The organism is Marinobacterium aestuariivivens (assembly GCF_042661465.1).
Lineage (GTDB): Bacteria > Pseudomonadota > Gammaproteobacteria > Pseudomonadales > Balneatricaceae > Marinobacterium_A > Marinobacterium_A aestuariivivens.
The window spans coordinates 102,931-119,309 of record NZ_JBHSWE010000001.1; the positions used below are offsets into that span (position 1 = coordinate 102,931).

10 protein-coding genes and 3 pseudogenes are annotated in these 16,379 nt (G+C 65.2%); 5 read left to right on the forward strand and 8 right to left on the reverse strand.

The window, feature by feature from the left end; all coding sequences use genetic code 11:
• Positions 1-2 precede the first annotated feature (2 nt).
• From qhpC to peaA, 3 genes and pseudogenes are all read right to left on the reverse strand, one after another.
• The gene (qhpC, locus tag ACFQDL_RS00525) at positions 3-326 is read right to left on the reverse strand and encodes a quinohemoprotein amine dehydrogenase subunit gamma (protein WP_379907326.1); all 324 of its coding nucleotides are present in this window, start codon (positions 324-326) and stop codon (positions 3-5) included.
• A 103-nt stretch (positions 327-429) separates the two neighbouring features.
• Positions 430-1,749: a quinohemoprotein amine dehydrogenase maturation protein gene (gene peaB, locus ACFQDL_RS00530; protein WP_379907327.1), complete on the reverse strand. Its 1,320-nt coding sequence runs from the start codon at positions 1,747-1,749 to the stop codon at positions 430-432.
• Positions 1,750-1,796: 47 nt separating this feature from the next.
• Positions 1,797-3,400: pseudogene (gene peaA, locus ACFQDL_RS00535) on the reverse strand (quinohemoprotein amine dehydrogenase subunit alpha).
• Positions 3,401-3,623: 223 nt separating this feature from the next.
• Between peaA and torR the strand changes: the two are divergent.
• The 4 genes and pseudogenes from torR (at position 3,624) to ACFQDL_RS00555 (ending at position 10,681) form a co-directional block, all read left to right on the forward strand.
• On the forward strand, positions 3,624-4,352 hold the full coding sequence (torR, locus tag ACFQDL_RS00540; protein ID WP_379907328.1) for a two-component system response regulator TorR: 729 nt from the start codon (positions 3,624-3,626) through the stop codon (positions 4,350-4,352).
• Positions 4,353-4,415: 63 nt separating this feature from the next.
• On the forward strand, positions 4,416-6,809 hold the full coding sequence (locus tag ACFQDL_RS00545; RefSeq protein ID WP_379907329.1) for an ATP-binding protein: 2,394 nt from the start codon (positions 4,416-4,418) through the stop codon (positions 6,807-6,809).
• A 1,431-nt stretch (positions 6,810-8,240) separates the two neighbouring features.
• Positions 8,241-10,328 (forward strand): annotated as a pseudogene (locus tag ACFQDL_RS00550) (hybrid sensor histidine kinase/response regulator); the annotation flags it as partial.
• A gap of 134 nt (positions 10,329-10,462) precedes the next feature.
• A complete protein-coding gene (locus tag ACFQDL_RS00555) occupies positions 10,463-10,681 on the forward strand; it encodes an Hpt domain-containing protein (protein WP_379912788.1) in 219 nt (72 codons plus the stop codon).
• Between the two features lie 459 nt (positions 10,682-11,140).
• Here ACFQDL_RS00555 and ACFQDL_RS00560 read toward each other — a convergent pair whose 3' ends face one another.
• The 5 genes and pseudogenes from ACFQDL_RS00560 to ACFQDL_RS00580 form a co-directional block, all read right to left on the reverse strand.
• Positions 11,141-11,974, reverse strand: a complete 834-nt coding sequence (locus ACFQDL_RS00560; RefSeq protein WP_379907330.1) for an amidase family protein — start codon at positions 11,972-11,974, stop codon at positions 11,141-11,143.
• 309 nt (positions 11,975-12,283) lie between these two features.
• On the reverse strand, positions 12,284-13,585 hold the full coding sequence (locus ACFQDL_RS00565) for an amidohydrolase (protein ID WP_379907331.1): 1,302 nt from the start codon (positions 13,583-13,585) through the stop codon (positions 12,284-12,286).
• A gap of 37 nt (positions 13,586-13,622) precedes the next feature.
• Complete coding sequence (locus ACFQDL_RS00570; protein ID WP_379907333.1) at positions 13,623-14,300, reverse strand: sodium:solute symporter family transporter; 678 nt, start codon at positions 14,298-14,300, stop codon at positions 13,623-13,625.
• A 38-nt stretch (positions 14,301-14,338) separates the two neighbouring features.
• A pseudogene (locus tag ACFQDL_RS00575) lies at positions 14,339-15,099 on the reverse strand (sodium:solute symporter family transporter).
• Positions 15,065-15,277 carry a hypothetical protein gene (locus ACFQDL_RS00580; RefSeq protein ID WP_379907334.1) on the reverse strand — a complete coding sequence of 71 codons (213 nt, stop codon included), beginning with the start codon at positions 15,275-15,277 and terminating at the stop codon, positions 15,065-15,067. The pseudogene ACFQDL_RS00575 and the gene ACFQDL_RS00580 overlap by 35 nt, the downstream one beginning before the upstream one ends.
• A gap of 185 nt (positions 15,278-15,462) precedes the next feature.
• Here ACFQDL_RS00580 and ACFQDL_RS00585 point away from each other — a divergent pair, with 185 nt between their 5' ends.
• Entirely contained in the window at positions 15,463-16,356 is an 894-nt protein-coding gene (locus ACFQDL_RS00585) for a LysR family transcriptional regulator (RefSeq protein ID WP_379907335.1), read from the forward strand.
• Positions 16,357-16,379 lie beyond the last annotated feature (23 nt).

The following is a 16,379-nucleotide window of genomic DNA, read 5'->3' on the forward strand; positions in this document are numbered from 1 at the left end:
CGTTACTCGCCGTCCTCGAAAATACCTTCCAGCTTGCGCCAGTCCCTGTCGGCCTTGGCGACGCCTTCGCCCCAGTCCGGATAGGTGTTCGCGGTGTCAGGCACCTGGGCCGGCCACCAGCAGGCATCGGCGCAGCCATAAATATCGGACTCCATCGGCTGACACAGCGAGCCGAGGCCGCCGAACGGGTCAAGTTCCCAGCCCGGGTCGGTGGTGGCGGTACAGCCGACCACCGTTTGCATCGCGACAACGTCTTCGACTTCTTCCGGGCTCACCGCCTGGTTGATCAGTTTGGCTTTCTTGTTCAGTGATTTCAGATGTTTCATTATCAGGCACTCCTCCTCGGAGAGACGTAGGCTTCGAAGAACCCCGGGTTCCCGAGCATGATCCGCGAGTACACTTCCACCCCGTAGTCGATCCAGTCGCGCATCAGGTCGCAGTAGTGATACGAAGGCTGTGTCGGATCCCCATACTTGGCATAACTTTCGTGGTAGCAGCCCCCGAACAGAGGTTGCGGATACGGCAGGTCTCGCAGCCGGTGTTGCTGCGGTCCAGGCGCTTCTCGACGAACTCGGCCAGCCGCGGCTTGTCGATGCCGGTCTCGACATTGCCGAACAGCGGCAGGTCGGAACCGGTGAAGCGGTGGCAGAGGTTCAGTCCGCCGTCTTTGTCGACCGCCAGCAGTTGCACGCCGGCACCGCACGGAATCAGCTTCTTGTTGCCCTCATACATGTCCGTGAGCATCTGGTGCATGTTGCCGAAGCCGAAGTTCTCGCCGCGCCGGGCGGCCTCGAGATAACGGCGGCCGAGCCGCTTCATGCCCTCGAACACCTCGACCTGCTCCCGGGCCGTGAGGTTGAACTCGGCGATATCACCGGAGGTCACCGGGCCGAAGCCGACTTCGGCGAAGCCGAGATCGTAGTAGAGGTGATCGAAGATCTTTTCGACGTCGGTGATACCGCGGGTCAGGGTCACGCGGCAACCGACCGGGCGCGCGGTGTAGCGCGCCAGCAGCATTTCCACCTTGCGGCGAACGACATCGTAGGTACCCTGGCCGCCGACGGTGATGCGGTTCTTGTCGTGCATCGCCTTGGGGCCGTCCATCGAAATGGTCAGACCGAAACGGTGCTCGTTGAACCAGTCCACCAGCTTCTCGTTGAGCAGCGTGGCATTGGTCGTCAGGGTGAAGTCGACCTTGGCACCCACCTCGGCGAAGCGCTTCTCGCAGTAGGCCACCACCTCGCGGATCAGCGGCATGTTGCTGAGCGGCTCGCCGCCGAAGAAGACCACGTTGTAGCGCGGCTGATCCGGCGACTCCCTGAGCAGCATTTCGACCGACTTGATCGCCGTATCGTACCCCATCAACTCCCCTTTCGAGGGCGTCGTGAGGTCTTCCTTGTAGCAGTAGGTGCAGCTCAGGTTGCAGCCGGTGTTGACGTTCAGCACGACCGTGGTGAGCGGGAACTTCGTCACCTTCTGCGGTTCCGGGTTGAGACGTCCCACGACGCCCTCGCCGACGATCATCTCCAGCGCCCGGAACTCCGAGATCGCCTCCTCGACATCGGCGGCGCCGAAACGGCCGTTCAGGGGAGCCAGCTGTTCTTCGGTCACCTCGTCGTGGCGGTCGAACAGCGCCAGCAGCTCGCGGCTCAGGTCGTCCAGCTCGAAGATACTGCTGCTGGGCACGTGGAACAGCATCTGGCGCGCATCGACGTCAATGCGGTGCAGATTCGGTTTAACCAGCGTCATGGCGCCCATAGTCACCTCTTGTTCTTGTTCAGGGGTTGCGACGGTCATCAGTCCAGCACGCGGCGGACAAAGTCCTGCGGCGCAACCAGCAGGCTGCCCTCGCCCTTGACCTCGTTACCGCCGTCGCTCACGCTGGCGACGACCTTCAGGCGACCGACATTGTTGGCGGACATCTTGCGCTCGGGGTTGGGACCCGCGTCTCCGGGGTGAAGATACCTGCGGCATCGATCATGCCGGCGTACTTCTCGTCCTTGTCGTGTGCGGCCACTTCGTCGGCCGGCACGATGCTCCAGGTTGCCGGCATGTAGCCCAGGCGCAGATCGTCGCCGGTACCGGCCTCGCCGTCTGCACCGGCGGCATAGCCGACGGCCCTGTAGGTGGTGCGGACCTTGGCCAGGTCGCCGCCGTTGCCGCCGACGCGGCTGAGTGCATTGGCCGGCATCACCTCGACACGCGCCAGGCTGTCGTAGACCGCCAGCGCCAAATCCTTGCTCGCAGCCCCCACCGTTACGGTGCGGGCACCTTCGGTGCCGGTCGCACGGGCCAGTACGCGGATGCTGTCAGCGTCGCGCGCGATCACCTCCTCGATCTCGATGCCATCACCCAGGGACAGGTCGCCCTCCAGGTGCTGGCCGACGATGGTCAGCTCGGCGCTTTCGCCCAGCCGCAGGTGCGACGGCATCACGGCGACAACCGCGGCCTCGCCCCGATCACGGAACGCCATCAGCTCACCGCCGATTTCACGGGCTTCGGCCGAGAACATGCGCCCCTCCATCCGGCTGCCGTCGCTATCGGCGGCCATCACCTGGCGCATTTTCACGCCGTCGATCTCGATCGAGGCGCGCCACTCGTATCCGGTGTATAGACGGGCGCTGCCACGGCCGGACAGTTCGTTGCCGTCGGCGTAACGGCCTTCGAGCTGCAACTGATAACCGGTGTCTGATCTGGCGGCGCTCATCCAGGCGGTGAACTCGCCCCTGCCCGGCACATAACCCAGCACGCGCCAGCGACCGGTCAGGTCGGCCTTCGGCGCGGCTGTCCAGCTGTTCCACTGCGGCGTGATCAGCGGGAATTTCTTCCCCAGCTCCACAGCGGTATCGTTGCGGGCGATATCAAACCAGGCACGGTCACGCGCCAGGGAGTGCAGTTCGATGGTGGGGAACTGCCCCATATGGAAGTCGACCAGGCGTTTCCACTCGTCCTCGGTGCGACGCTGCAGCGAGAACCGCGCGGCCGAGTGGCAGCGGGCGCACATCTGCCCCAGGCCGTCGTCGACCCCGGATTCGACCAGGTTGGTGTCCTGCTCCAGCAGGTAGCGGTAGGGCTCCGTTTCCTGTGGCGCCAGGCCCTGGTGATCGGCCAGGTACTGCACCAGCGCTCGCTTGTCCTCGATCGAGATCTGAGCACCGCGCAGCTCCTGCATGCGATTGATGGTCATCAGCCAGCCTTCCGGCGTCTTGCGCTGCTCGCTGATGCGTGTAAAGGGCGCCCTGCTGTCTCCGGTCTCGCTGTGACACGCCAGGCAGTTGTTGCGAATGAGCGTCTCGCCGTCCGGCTCCGCGGCCAGCACGGGGGCCGCAAACACCGCCAGTGCCAGCGCCGTCCGCACCAGCGGCACGCGTTTCTTGTTATGTGTAGTCAAAGCCACCACTCCCTCACTGATGATGTTGCACCTGGAACGAATCTACACCTTAGCTGTAAATGAAGTTCCCTCGGTTTGTGCTAAGTTGTAGACGAATGTAACGGGCTGTAACAGCCAAACATAAGTCTTTGATTTAAATAAGATTACCTGATCCGTGACACTCCGTGGCGCGGCTTTCCCCAATCCACGCCGTTGGTAGACTCAAAAGCAGTGTCCCCAGGAGTTTCAGAAGATGTCGAATGCTGCCGCCCGTCCGGCCCATATCCTGATCGTCGAGGACGATTTCGCCTCGCGCTCGCTGCTGGTGAGTTACTTCGAGAAGGAAGGTTACCGGATCAGCGAAGCGGAACAGGCCGATGACCTGCCGGCCAGGGTCAGCCGAGACCCGATCGACCTGGTGCTGCTGGACATCAACCTGCCGGGCAAGGACGGACTGACCCTGACCCGGGAACTGCGGGCCACCTCGACCTGCGGCATTATCCTGGTGACCAGCAAGGGCGACGAGATCGACCGCATCGTCGGCCTGGAACTCGGCGCCGACGACTATGTCACCAAGCCGTTCAATCCCCGCGAGTTACTGGTAAGGGTCAAGAACCTGCTGTGGCGCGTACAGGGATCGGGACAAACGGGTGGGGGCGCGCGGGAGAGCCAGTGCTGGCACTTCGAAGGCTGGGCGCTGGATATCAACAAGCGTCAGCTGGCCGGTCCCGACGGCCAGCTCGAACGATTGCCCGAAGGCGAGTTCCGGTTGCTGCAGGCTCTGCTCTGCCATGCCGGCCAGGTGCTGAGTCGCGATTACCTGATGGACGCTATCCATGATCGCGAATGGACGCCCAACGACCGCTCGATCGATGTTCTGATCGGCCGCCTGCGCCGTAAACTCGGCGATAACCCGTCCAATCCCCAGCTGATCCTCACCGCCCACGGCGCCGGCTATGTCTTCGCCGGCAACCTGAGCTGAGACGATGTACTCGCCGCCTGAGCCTCAGCATCGCTGCCTTCGTCACGCCACCGGACTGAATCGATGAACGCCCCCGGAGGTTTCCGCGTCGAGGCCGAGCTGCACCGCGGGCCGGCCTGCACCCTGAGCCGTGCGATTCGACTGGCGGACCATCAGCCCCTGATTCTCAAGCAGCTGCAGCGGCAGCAGAACGACCCGGAGCGGCTCAGCCGCTTCCAGCACGAGTTCGACATCCTCCAGGAACTCGATATCGACGGTGTCCCGAAAGCGCTGCAGCTGCAGCAGCTCGACGGCGGTCCGGCCATCCTGTTTCGCGACTTCGGCGACCTGACGCTGCGCCGGGCGCTCGATACCGGCCCCCGGGACTGGCAGCAGTGGCTGCCGGTCGCACTGCGCCTCGCCGAGATCCTGACACAGCTGCACGAGGCGCGGGTGATCCACAAGCAGATCCGCCCCGAACACATCGTGCTCGACCATACCACCCTGGCGCCGACGCTGATCGACTTCAGCCACGCGACCCGCCTCGGTCGTGAACAGGCGAGCTGGGGGACCGCGCGGCTGGAGGCCTCGGCCCTGCCCTACCTGGCACCGGAACAGACCGGACGCATCAACCGGGCGGTCGACTACCGCACCGATTATTACTGTCTCGGCGCCACCCTGTTCGAGATGATGACCGGCCAGCCGCCCTTTTCCAGCGACGACGAACTGGAGCTGGTGCACAGCCATATCGCCCGTCCGCCGCCCTGGCCCGACGCCATCAACCCGAGCCTGCCGCGGACACTGGCGCGTATCATCCGCAAACTGCTGGCCAAGGACGCGGGCAAGCGCTACCAGTCGGGATACGGCCTCTGTCACGACCTGCGCCGATGCCTCGATCTGCTGCGTCGCAACGGCCACATCGACGAATTCGAGATAGCCCTGGAGGACCGCTCCGCCCGGCTGCAACTGCCTCAGGTACTCTACGGCCGCGACGACATGCTGCGCCAGCTCGGCGACTGCTATGACCGCTGCGCGAAGGGCGAACAGGCGCTGCTGCTGATCAGTGGCTATGCCGGCGTCGGCAAGTCGAGCCTGGTGCACGAGCTGCGCCAGCACGTCAACGCCCGCGGCGGGCACTTCTGCAGCGGCAAGTTCGATCAGATGCGGCGCAACCGGCCCTACCTCGGCATCCATGTCGCCCTGCAGGGGCTGATGCGCCAGCTGCTGACCGAGCCCGAGAGCCATATCGCCCGCTGGCGTGACGACCTCTTGCGGGCGCTCGGCAACCAGGGCCAGGTCCTGATCAAGCTGGTGCCGGAGCTGGAGCTGATTCTCGGCCCTCAGCCCAGGATCACGCCGTTGCCCCCGATCGAAGAGCGGAGCCGTTTCTCGCGGCTGCTACACCGACTGCTCGGCGTACTGGCGACCGCCGAACACCCGCTGCTGCTGTTCCTCGATGACCTGCAATGGGCCGACCCCGCGTCGCTGCACCTGCTGGAATCGCTGGCGGGCACGATGCGGGTGCCGCACCTCTTGCTGATCGGCAGCTATCGCGAAAAGGAAGTCGGACCGGGGCACGCCCTGCGCCCTGTGCTCGAGACGCTGCGTGCCGGCGAGCAACCGCCGCGCGAATACCGGCTCGAGCCGCTGAGCCTGGACGATATCAGCCTGCTGCTGGCCGACACCCTTGGCGCCGAAATCCGGCACCTGAGACCGCTGGCGCGGCTGTGCCTGGAGAAGACCCAGGGCAACCCGTTCTTTCTCGGCCAGTTTCTCTACCGGCTCGACGAAGACGGCCTGCTGCAGCTGCGCAACCAGAGCTGGCAGTGGAACGAGGATGCCATCCGCGCTCTGGCGATGAGCGACGACGTGCTCGATCTGATGGTCAGCAAGATTCAGCGCCTGCCCGCCGCCACCCAGCGCATCCTGCCACTGGCGGCCTGTATCGGCAGCACCTTCGTGCTGCGCAACCTGGCGATCGTCAGCGAAACCGAGACCACCCGGGTCGCCGAGCAGCTTTGGCCGGCGCTGACCGAAGGCCTGATCGTGCCGCTGGACGACAGCTACCAGTTGCCGCGGCTCGGGACCGGACGCCCCCGTTATCGCTTCGTCCATGACCGCGTGCAACAAGCGGCCTACTCGCTGATCGACGAGGCCAGCCTCGAGCCGTTGCACCTGAAAATCGGCCGGCTGCTGCAACGAAGTCTCGGTGACACGGAACGCGACAGCCGTATCTTCGAGATCGCCAACCACCTCAACCAGGCGCAACGGCTGATCAGGAACGCCGACGAGCGGCAGGCGCTCGCCGCCATCAACCTCGAGGCCGGGCAACGTGCGCGGCAGTCCGCGGCCTTCGATAATGCCCTGGAGTACCTGCAGGCCGGTCTGAACATGCTGCCCGGCGACGCCTGGAACAGCCGCTACGACCTTGCGCTGGCGTTGCACCGGCTGCGCCGAAGCGGCCTATATCCGTGGTGAAATCGAGCTGATGGACCGGCTCGTCGAGCAGATCGACCTCCAGGGTTGCAACCTGCTCGACCGGGTCCGCGGCCAGGAGATACGGATTCAGTCGCAGGTTTCGCGCAACGGTTTTCAGGCCGCCCTGAAAACCGCGCTGAAAGCGCTGGCCCAGCTAGGGGTGGTGCTGCCTGCGGCCCCGGCCGGCGCCACAGTCTGGCGGGATGGCTGCGCGCCGAATGGTGGCTGCTCCGCAGAACCCCCGAACGCATTCTCGAGGCCCGGGATATGGACGCCCCCGAGATGGCAGCGGCGTTGCGCCTGCTGGTCGGGATGTTCGGCGTCGTCAAGTTCTCGAGCTCGGGCCTGAGGCCGCTGGTCACGGCCCGCAGTGTCGAACTGACGCTGAGACATGGCCGCTCACCGGACACCGCCCTGGCGCTGGCCGGTTTCGGCGGCGTGCTGTGCGGCCAGTACGGTCTCGTCGGCCAGGGCTACCGGCTGGGCAAACTGGCGCTGTCGCTGGACCGCCTGTCCCCGGCGACGCTTAATCACCACCGCACCCTGTACCTGTTCAACGCCTATATCCGCCACTACCGGGAACCGCTGGCGGCCTGCCGCGACGACCTGCTGCACGCCCACGACCAGGCACAGGAGAGCGGTGATGTCGAATGGGCGGCCTACGCGCTGGCCGGGCATATCCAGTACTGCTTTCCGCTCGCGCAGAACCTCGAAACCTTTCAGGCACAGCTGGCGGAACAGCTCGACCGCCTGCGCCGCTCGGGCCAGCAGCAGTCGCTGCAGTACTCGCTGCTGCTCCAGCAGGTGGTGGACAACCTGCGGGGAAACAGCAGCAGTGCGGCGCGACTCGATGGCCGCTATTACCGCGACGTCGAGATGCTGGCCCGGCACCGGGCGGAAAATCATCTTACGGCACTGGCGCTGCACCAGCTGTACCAGGGGCTGTTGCACTTCCTGCTCAACGACTATGCCAGTGCGCGACTGCGGCTGCACGACGCCTGCCGCCTGCGCAACTACATCGGCGGGACCTTCTCATCGTCCTGGCTGCAGGTCTTGCGCATGCTGACGGAGCTTGCCCTGCTGCACCGGCAACCGGCTCTCGTTCGCTGGCGTGCGCTTGCGCGCCTGCTGCCGGGCCTGATCAGGCTGCGCCGGCTTCGGCAACAGGCTTCGGACAACTTCAACCATTCGATGTCGCTGATACAGGCCGAGCTCTATCGCCTGCACGGCCGCGCCGACCGGGCGAGCCGCCACTACGATCGCGCCATCGAGCAGGCGGAGCGGCAGGGTTTCCTGTTCGAGGCCGCCATCGCGACGGAGTTCGCCGGCCGCTTCTTCCTCGAGGGCGGCAAGCGTCCGATCGCCCGCCTTTATCTACAGCAGGCCTACCGGCGCTTCGCCGACTGGGGCGCCGTCGCCAAACTGCGGCAGATGGAACAGCATTACGGTCGCGACCTGGTGCAGGCCGAGCCCGGTGGCGGCGAAAACAGGGCCCGCGACACGCTCAGCAACCAGGCGTTCGACATCACGTCGGTCATCCGCGCCTCCCAGGCGATCTCCGACGAAATCCGCCTCGAGCCGCTGCTCGGCCGGCTGATGCGCCTGACGTTGCAGAACGCGGGCGGGCAGCGCGCCCTGCTGATCCTGGTGCGTGACCGGCAGTTGCTGCTGGCCGCCGAAGCCGACGCCGAACAGGAACCGCGCTTTTTCGGTGAACGACCGCTGGACGGCGCCAACGACCTCGTGCCGGTCAGCCTGCTGCACTTCGTCGCCCGTACCCGGGAACCGCTGGTGCTGGGCCAGGCCGGCCCCCACCCGGAGTTCGATCAGGACAGCTATATTCGCACCCATCAGCCGCGCTCGCTGCTCTGTCTGCCGATTCTCTACCATGGCGATCTCACCGCCCTGCTCTATCTGGAGCATCGCGAGAGCCGCGATGTGTTCGATGCCGAACGCCTCAAGACGCTGCAGATCCTGACGTCCCAGGCCGCGATTTCGCTCGAAAACGCCAAGCTCTATTCGAGCCTGCAGCAATCGGAACGGGAGTACCGCTCGCTGTTCGAGAACGCCATCGAGGGGATCTTCAGGATCGAACCACGGGGACGCTTCATCTCCGTGAACCCCGCCCTGGCCCGCATGCTCGGCTACGGGTCGCCGCAAGCCTTCATGCAGCAGATCGACAACGTGGCGCAGCAGTGCTTCGAAGATGGCGACACCCTGCGGCAGTTCATGCAGATACTCGATCGCGAAAACCGGGCGCTGAACTTCGAAACCCGCTGGCGCCGTCGCGACGGCAGCCGCCTGCAAGTGTCGCTGTCGGCCCGGCGCGTACTGGACGAACAGCAGGAATTGCTCTACTTCGAGGGTACGGTGAACGACGTCAGCGAGCGCAAGGCCAAGGAACAGGCGGAGCTGGCGCGGGAGAAGGCCGAAGCGGCCAGCGAGGCGAAAAGCCAGTTTCTCGCCACGATGAGTCACGAGATCCGCACCCCGATGAACGGCATCCTCGGCATGGCGCAGTTGCTGATGCGCTCGGAACTGAACGACGAACAGCAGGCACGGGTCCGTTCGATCTACCAGTCGGGTCGCACCCTGCTGTCGATCCTCAACGACGTGCTGGACTTCAGCAAGATCGAAGCCGGCCAGCTGGAGCTGGAACGGCATCCCTTCTCGGTGGCCGAGGTCATCGACGAGCTGCGGCCGCTGCTCGGTTCGCTGACAGAGGAGAAGTCGCTGCAACTGATCCTGCACTGCGACAGCCGGCTGCCGGCGACCGTACTGGGCGATCGCCGGGTACTGAACCAGGTACTTCTGAACCTGTGCGCCAACGCCATCAAGTTCACCGAACAGGGGCAGGTGGCGCTGCGCATTCGCTGCCTATCGCACACGGATGACCGGGCGCGGCTACGCTTCGAGGTCGAGGATACCGGGATCGGCATTCCGGAGTCCGCCCGGCCGCGCATCTTCACCCACTTCAGCCAGGCCGACAGTTCGATCACACGCCGCTTCGGCGGCACCGGCCTCGGGCTTTCGATCTGCAAGCGTCTGATCGAGCGGCAGGGCGGCGAGATCGGTTTCACGAGCACCGAACACCAGGGCAGCCTGTTCTGGTTCGAACTCGACTATCAGCTGGCCAAAGCACCGACAGGCCCGGCGCCGGCCCAGCCGGTCGCAGGCCCGCCGCTCGACATCCTGCTGGTCGAGGATACCGAGATCAACCAGGAGGTCACCGCCGGTCTGCTCGAAAGCGAGGGTCACCACGTCAGTATTGCCGACGACGGCTACACCGCCCTGTCGATGCACAACGACCACGACTACGACCTGGTACTGATGGATATCCACCTGCCGGACATGGACGGCGTCGAGACGGCAAGGCGCATGCGCCGCCATCGCGATCGCGGCAAGGCCGGCGTGCGCATCGTCGCCCTGACCGCCTCGATCTCCGACGACGATACCCGCCGCTACCTCGAGGCCGGCATGGATGCCGTGGTCGGCAAACCGCTGCAGTTCGACCAGTTGCAGCGCCATCTCCACGGCAAACCTGCGGCCAGCCGCCCAGGCCCGCCGGCGACGGCGGGCTGCTCGATACCGGCCTGCTGGCGCAGCACCGCCAACTGCTGGGCGAGGAACGCTTCATCAGCCTGCAGGCACGGATGCGCGAGCAATGCGAACAGCTGCTCGAAGCCCTGGAGGCCGCGGACACCAACCATCCTGAACTGCTGCACAAACTCGCCGGCACCTGTGCCAACTTCGGCCTCGCCGCCCTCTCCGCCCGCGCGCGGGCGCTGGAAAAGGCCGCAATGCCAATTGGCGCCGAACAGCTTGCGCAACTGCGTGCGCTGTACCGGCGCAGCCTCGAGGCGATCGGCTGAGTCTCGTTGCAATAGCGCGGTACCCAAGGGTATGCCCATGGTGCCAGCTTTTTCGCCTCGGGGCGAGGCTCCTACGCATGATCAAGCATCGCACCCTGCCGTAGGAGCGCCGCGCCGGTGCGAATGACCAGGGTGCCCAATTTGTTCGCCGCGGGGCGCGGCTCCTACGCATGATCAAGCATCGCACCCTGCCATAGGAGCGCCGCCCCGGTGCGAATGACCAGGGTGCCCAATTTGTTCGCCGCGGGGCGCGGCACCTACGCATGATCAAGCATCGCACCCTGCCGTAGGAGCGCCGCCCCGGTGCGAATGACCAGGGTGCCCAATTTGTTCGCCTCGGGGCGAGGCTCCTACGCATGATCAAGCATCGCACCCTGCCGTAGGAGCGCCGCCCCGGTGCGAATGACCAGCGTGCCCAATTTGTTCGCCGCGGGGAAGTGCCCTTTGGGTACGCGGCTCCTACACGAGAGCCGGTTTCTTCGCGGTCAGGCCCGAAGCCTGTTCGTAGGCGTGGGCGATCTGCAGCACCTTGAGATCCTGCTTCGCAGGTCCGATCAGCTGAATACCCATCGGTCGACCCTTGGCGTCGAAGCCGACCGGCACGTTGGCGACCGGGCAGCCGGAGAGGGTGCCGGGGATCACCACTTCCCTCCAACGGTGGTAGCTGTCCATGGACTTGCCGGCGATCGCCTTTGGCCAGTGGGTTTCGGCGTCGAACGGGAACACCTGCGCCGACGGCAGCGTCACCAGGTCGTAGGTTTCGAACAGCTTGTTCAGCGCCTGGTACCAGGCGCTGCGCGCCTTGGAGCCCGCATAGACGTCCATCGCCGAGAGCTTCATTCCACCCTCAATCTCCCAGATCGCCTCCGGCTTCATCAGTGCCCGCTTGGCCTCATCGGCGTACAGGCCCTTGGCGATACCGGCAATCAGGAAATGGCGCATCGTCAGCCAGGTCTGCCAGAGCTCTTCCATCGGGTACTGCATGTCCACGGCCTCGACGCTGCAGCCGATGTCGTCGAAGCGACCGAACGCGGACTCGCACAACGGCAGCACGCCCTCCTCCATCGGCAGATAGCCGTTGAAGTTGCCGAGCCAGGCGACCTTCATGCCACGGGTCTCGATATCGAGGGCGCCTGCGAACTGCGCCGGATCCGACTCGAGCGACATAGGTACCCGGGCATCGAAGCCGGCCAGGGTCGAGAGCAACTGGGCGGTATCGCGCACGTTGCGTCCGATCGGTCCTTCGTAGCCCTGCTGCTGGTAGAACACCTCGCCGGTCGGTCCAAACGGCACGCGACCCTGCCGGCCTTGATTGCCGCCGACAGCTCCAGCGCCGAGAGCCCCAGCAGCTGTTGCGGCGAATTGACGGAGCCCGCCCTGGCGGCCCAGGCCGGCAGGGCGGATGCCGCCAGCGTCAGGGCGCCGAGGCCGGCGCCGGCACGGAGAAAATTACGACGTTGGGAATCGATTGTTGTTGTCATGGTTGCTGCCTCGATGGGTCGTGAACCTGACAACATCATCGCGATATCGACCGCCGGCGCCAGCGAATCTGGTTCCGTCTGACGGAACCAGCGGGCTTGACAGACGAGGTGGCGGGGGTTTTCAGTTGCCCAGATACGCCAGGGTCGCCGACACCATGGCGCCGATGCCGGCGCGCAGCGTGGCGTCGTGGCCCGGGTTGTAGTACGGCGAATGCGGCATCTCGAGATGCCCCATCTTCGCCGCCACGCTCTGCCCCGGCGTGTCGCGCCAGCGCTGCGGCGCCACGGCACCGAGGAACCAGTAGACATAGGGGATATCCTTGCCGCCAAAGCCGCCGGCCCCGGCATCGCCGAAGTACGGAAAATCCTCGCTGCCGTTCAGGCGCGGCATCTCGAACAGGCCGTCGTCGCCGAAATAGTCGGCGTGCGCGCCCCGTACCCGCTCGACGCTGGCCGGATCGTTTACCAGCGCGATGGTCTCGCTCAGTACCCGGAATTCCGGCGGCTGCGGCGAGCGGCCGGCGTCGCACTCGGCCCGGATGATGCGCCGGATCGACGCCAGCACCTGCTCGTGCAGGCCGTTGTCGAAGCTGCGCACGTTGATCTCGAGCTCAGCGCTGTGCGGAATGATGTTGCCCTGGGTGCCGGCGTGCAGCTTGCCGACCGTGACGACGACCGTCTGATCGGGCGGCACCTCCCGCGATACGATCGTCTGCAGCCGTGTCACCACGTGCGCCGCTATCACCACCGGGTCGACGGTGTTGGCCGGCATCGAGCCGTGGCCGCCGGCCCCGTGGATGGTCACGCCGAGCGTCGTCGCCGCCGACATCGCCTGCCCGGCGATATGACCAACGGTACCGGCCAGGGCCGGCATGTTGTGCTGGCCAAAGATGATGTCAGGCCGCGCGAAGCGCAGGTAGAGGCCGTCCTCGAGCATCGCCCGGGCGCCGCCGAAGATCTCCTCGGCCGGCTGGCAGACCACCATCAGGGTGCCCTGCCAGTGGTGCCTGAGGTCCGCCAGCACCGCCGCGGCTCCCACCAGGCAACTGCTGTGCAGGTCATGGCCGCAGGCGTGCATGACCGGTACACGCTCGCCGTCGGCGCCTTCGGCCATTGTGCAACTGGCGTAGTCGAGGCCCGTCTGCTCCCGGATCGGCAGCGCATCCATGTCGCCGCGCAGCATCAGCGTAGGGCCCTCGCCGTTGCGCAGCAGCGCAACCACGCCGGTGCGGCCGACGCCGCCTGTCACCTCGAAGCCGTGCGCTTCGAGCGTATCGGCCAGCTTGCGACTGGTGTTGAACTCCTGGAACGGCAGCTCCGGGTTCCGGTGAATGTCCCGGTACAGATCACGGATGCCGGCAAAGATCCTGTCGATACCCCCGTCGATCGGGTTTCGAAGCCGGGTCACTGGGCTGTCACTCACGATACGTCACTCCTCGATTCTGGGTGTCCGGTGTTGTTCAGGCGGCGGCCTCGCGGGCCGCCGACTTTTTTGCCAATGCCATCTGCAGCAGGGCGACGACCGCGACGTTCGCGAGCAGCCCCCAGACACCGGCATGCCAGCCCAGAGGCGAGTCGACCGCGAACTGGAACAGCAGGAACAGCAGGCTGCCAATCGCGGCGCCGGCCATCACGCTGTGGCGCTTGAGCTGTCGGAAGAAGAGCGCACCGAGTGCCATCGGCATCAGCTGCACGATCAGGCCGTAGGCCCCGAGCAGCAGCATCACCAGCGACGACGGGTTGAGCAGCGCGATCCCGTAGGCCAGCAGCGACAACCCGACCACGCTCCAGCGCGTGACCTTGACGGCCGTCTCGTCACTGGCCCGGCGCATGCAGGTGGCACCGAAGATATCCCGCACCAGCACCACGCCCGCGGTATGGGCCAGGTTGGCGCCGGTCGACATCGCCGCCGCCAGGGCACCGGAGAGCATCAGGCCGATGATCCAGGGCGAGAAGTCCGCGACCTCCATGACCAGCTTCAGCAGCACGGTATCCGGGCGTTCCAGCGGCGAGTCGGCGAATGCCAGGATTCCGGCGAAGCCGATGAACAGCAGCGGCACCAGCAGGTAGGCATAGAGCGGATAGAGCACGCTGACGCGACGCAACGAGCGGCCGCTGTCGGCGGAATAGAACTTCATGAACAGGTGCGGCCACATGGCGCCGCCGAAGGCACTGATCAGGATGGCGGTACTGAAGGCCCCCAGCCCATGCCGGTGGCACCGGGCATCGTCAGGTACTCGGGCATATCCAGCTGGATCTGCGAGAACATTTCGCCGACACCGCCGTACAGGCGCTCGGGAATCGCGAGCCCCAGGAACCAGGCAATGGCGATCATCATGATGCCCTGCATCAGGTTGGTCCAGCCGATACCGCTCAGACCGCTGCAGAACACGTAGGCGGTGGTGACCAGCATCGCCAGCAGTGCTCCGAGCCAGAACGGCACCAGGCCGTCGGTGGCGGCCTGGAACAGCAGGCCCGCACCGGCGATCTGGATGGTCAGGTAGGGTACCAGTGCGAGCACGCCGATCGCTCCGGCGAGGACGCCCAGGGTTTGCTGTCGTAGTGATCGGCCAGCATGTCGCCCTGCGTCAGGTAGCCTTTTTTGCGCCCGAGCTCGCAGACGCGCGGTCCCATGGCCCAGATCACGATCGGCACCAGCGACAGGTAGGCGAGAATGTAGAACGCCGGCGAGCCGTGCTTGTAGGCCCAGCCGGGCGCCCCGAGAAAGGCGAAGGCGGAGAAGATTTCGGCACCGAGGATGAAGAACAGGATCACCACCCCGACATGGCGCCCGCCGGCGACGTAGCCTTCGAGGCTGGAGCCGCTCTGCGAACGGGCCCGCAGACCGAGCCAGAGTACGGCCACCAGATAGACCAGGGTAATGCCGGTCACGACGATCGCATCATTCATGGCGGTCACCTCCGTGGCGAACGACATAGGCGATCCAGGTGCCGACGAACAGTACGCCCATCCAGAGGGTGTACCAGAACATCAGAAACGGCATGCCGAGCACGGTAGGTTCGATACGGTTTGCGATCAGCGCACCCGGCCAGATCATGGCCAGGGTGCAGACTGCGAAATGCAAACCGACCAGGAAATGGTAGGTCTTGCTCATAAGTCGGCTCCATACTCGCGCGCGGCGAGACTTGCAGGTGGGTCGGTTCAGGGCAATGGCAAGAATCGGGTCCCGCTGCCGGCAGCGAGTTGTTGTTGTTGTCTGGTGCAGAATCACTATGAATCATTTACAACCATCGTAGAAATATATATTTAATATCCTCTCGATACTTTTTTGGTATACCCATGGAATTCAGACAACTGCAGTATTTCGTGGCCGTGGTGGAGGAAGGCTCGGTATCCGGCGCCAGCCGGCGGGTGCACATCGCCCAGCCCGCCCTGACCCGCCAGATCAAGCTGCTGGAAGAATCGCTGGGCACCACCCTCTTCGTTCGGCATGCGCAGGGGATGCAACTGACCCTGGCCGGTCAGACCCTGTACCAGGAGGCCCAGGACCTGCTGAATCGCCGCAACCAGGTGATGGCACGGCTGGCAGCACTGGGCAGCGGGCTCAGCGGCAAGCTGAGCCTGGGGATCACCGTCACCCACCTCTGGGTACCGATGGTGGCAAAATTGCTCCATGACTTTCGCAGTCGCTACGCCGGGGTCGCCTTCGAGGTGTTTCCGCTCTTGTCGGGTCCGCAGCTCGAACGGCTGCAGCAGGGCAAGCTCGACGCCGGCATCCTCTACCTCGGCGACGAAACGCCGGCAGGGCTCTCGACCCGGCTGCTGCACCGCGATCATCTGATCCTGGCGGTCCCGGCCTCGTCACCGCTGACCGAATCCCCGCCTTCGCGCCTCGCCGAGCTCAACGACGAGGACTTCGTCTGGGGCTTTCGCAGCGCCTCCCCCGGCTACTACGATCGCATGCAGGCCCACTTCCAGCGCCACGATTTCAAGCCCAGGGTCGTCCAGTACGGTGCCGACAACATCGCCATCCTGAGCATGGTGGCCGCGGGCCTCGGTATCGCCATCGTCCCGGCCGCGGCAGGCAGCAGCTCTTTCGTGCCGGGCGTCAGGTTTCTGCGACTGGCGGAGCTCGACGCCTGCGAGATGCCGCTCTGGTTCGCCTGGCGTACCGAAAACGACTCGCCGACGCTCGGCAATATGATCGCGCTGGTCGAGGAATCGGTCGATTGAAAATCGTGGGGCCTCGTATCCAA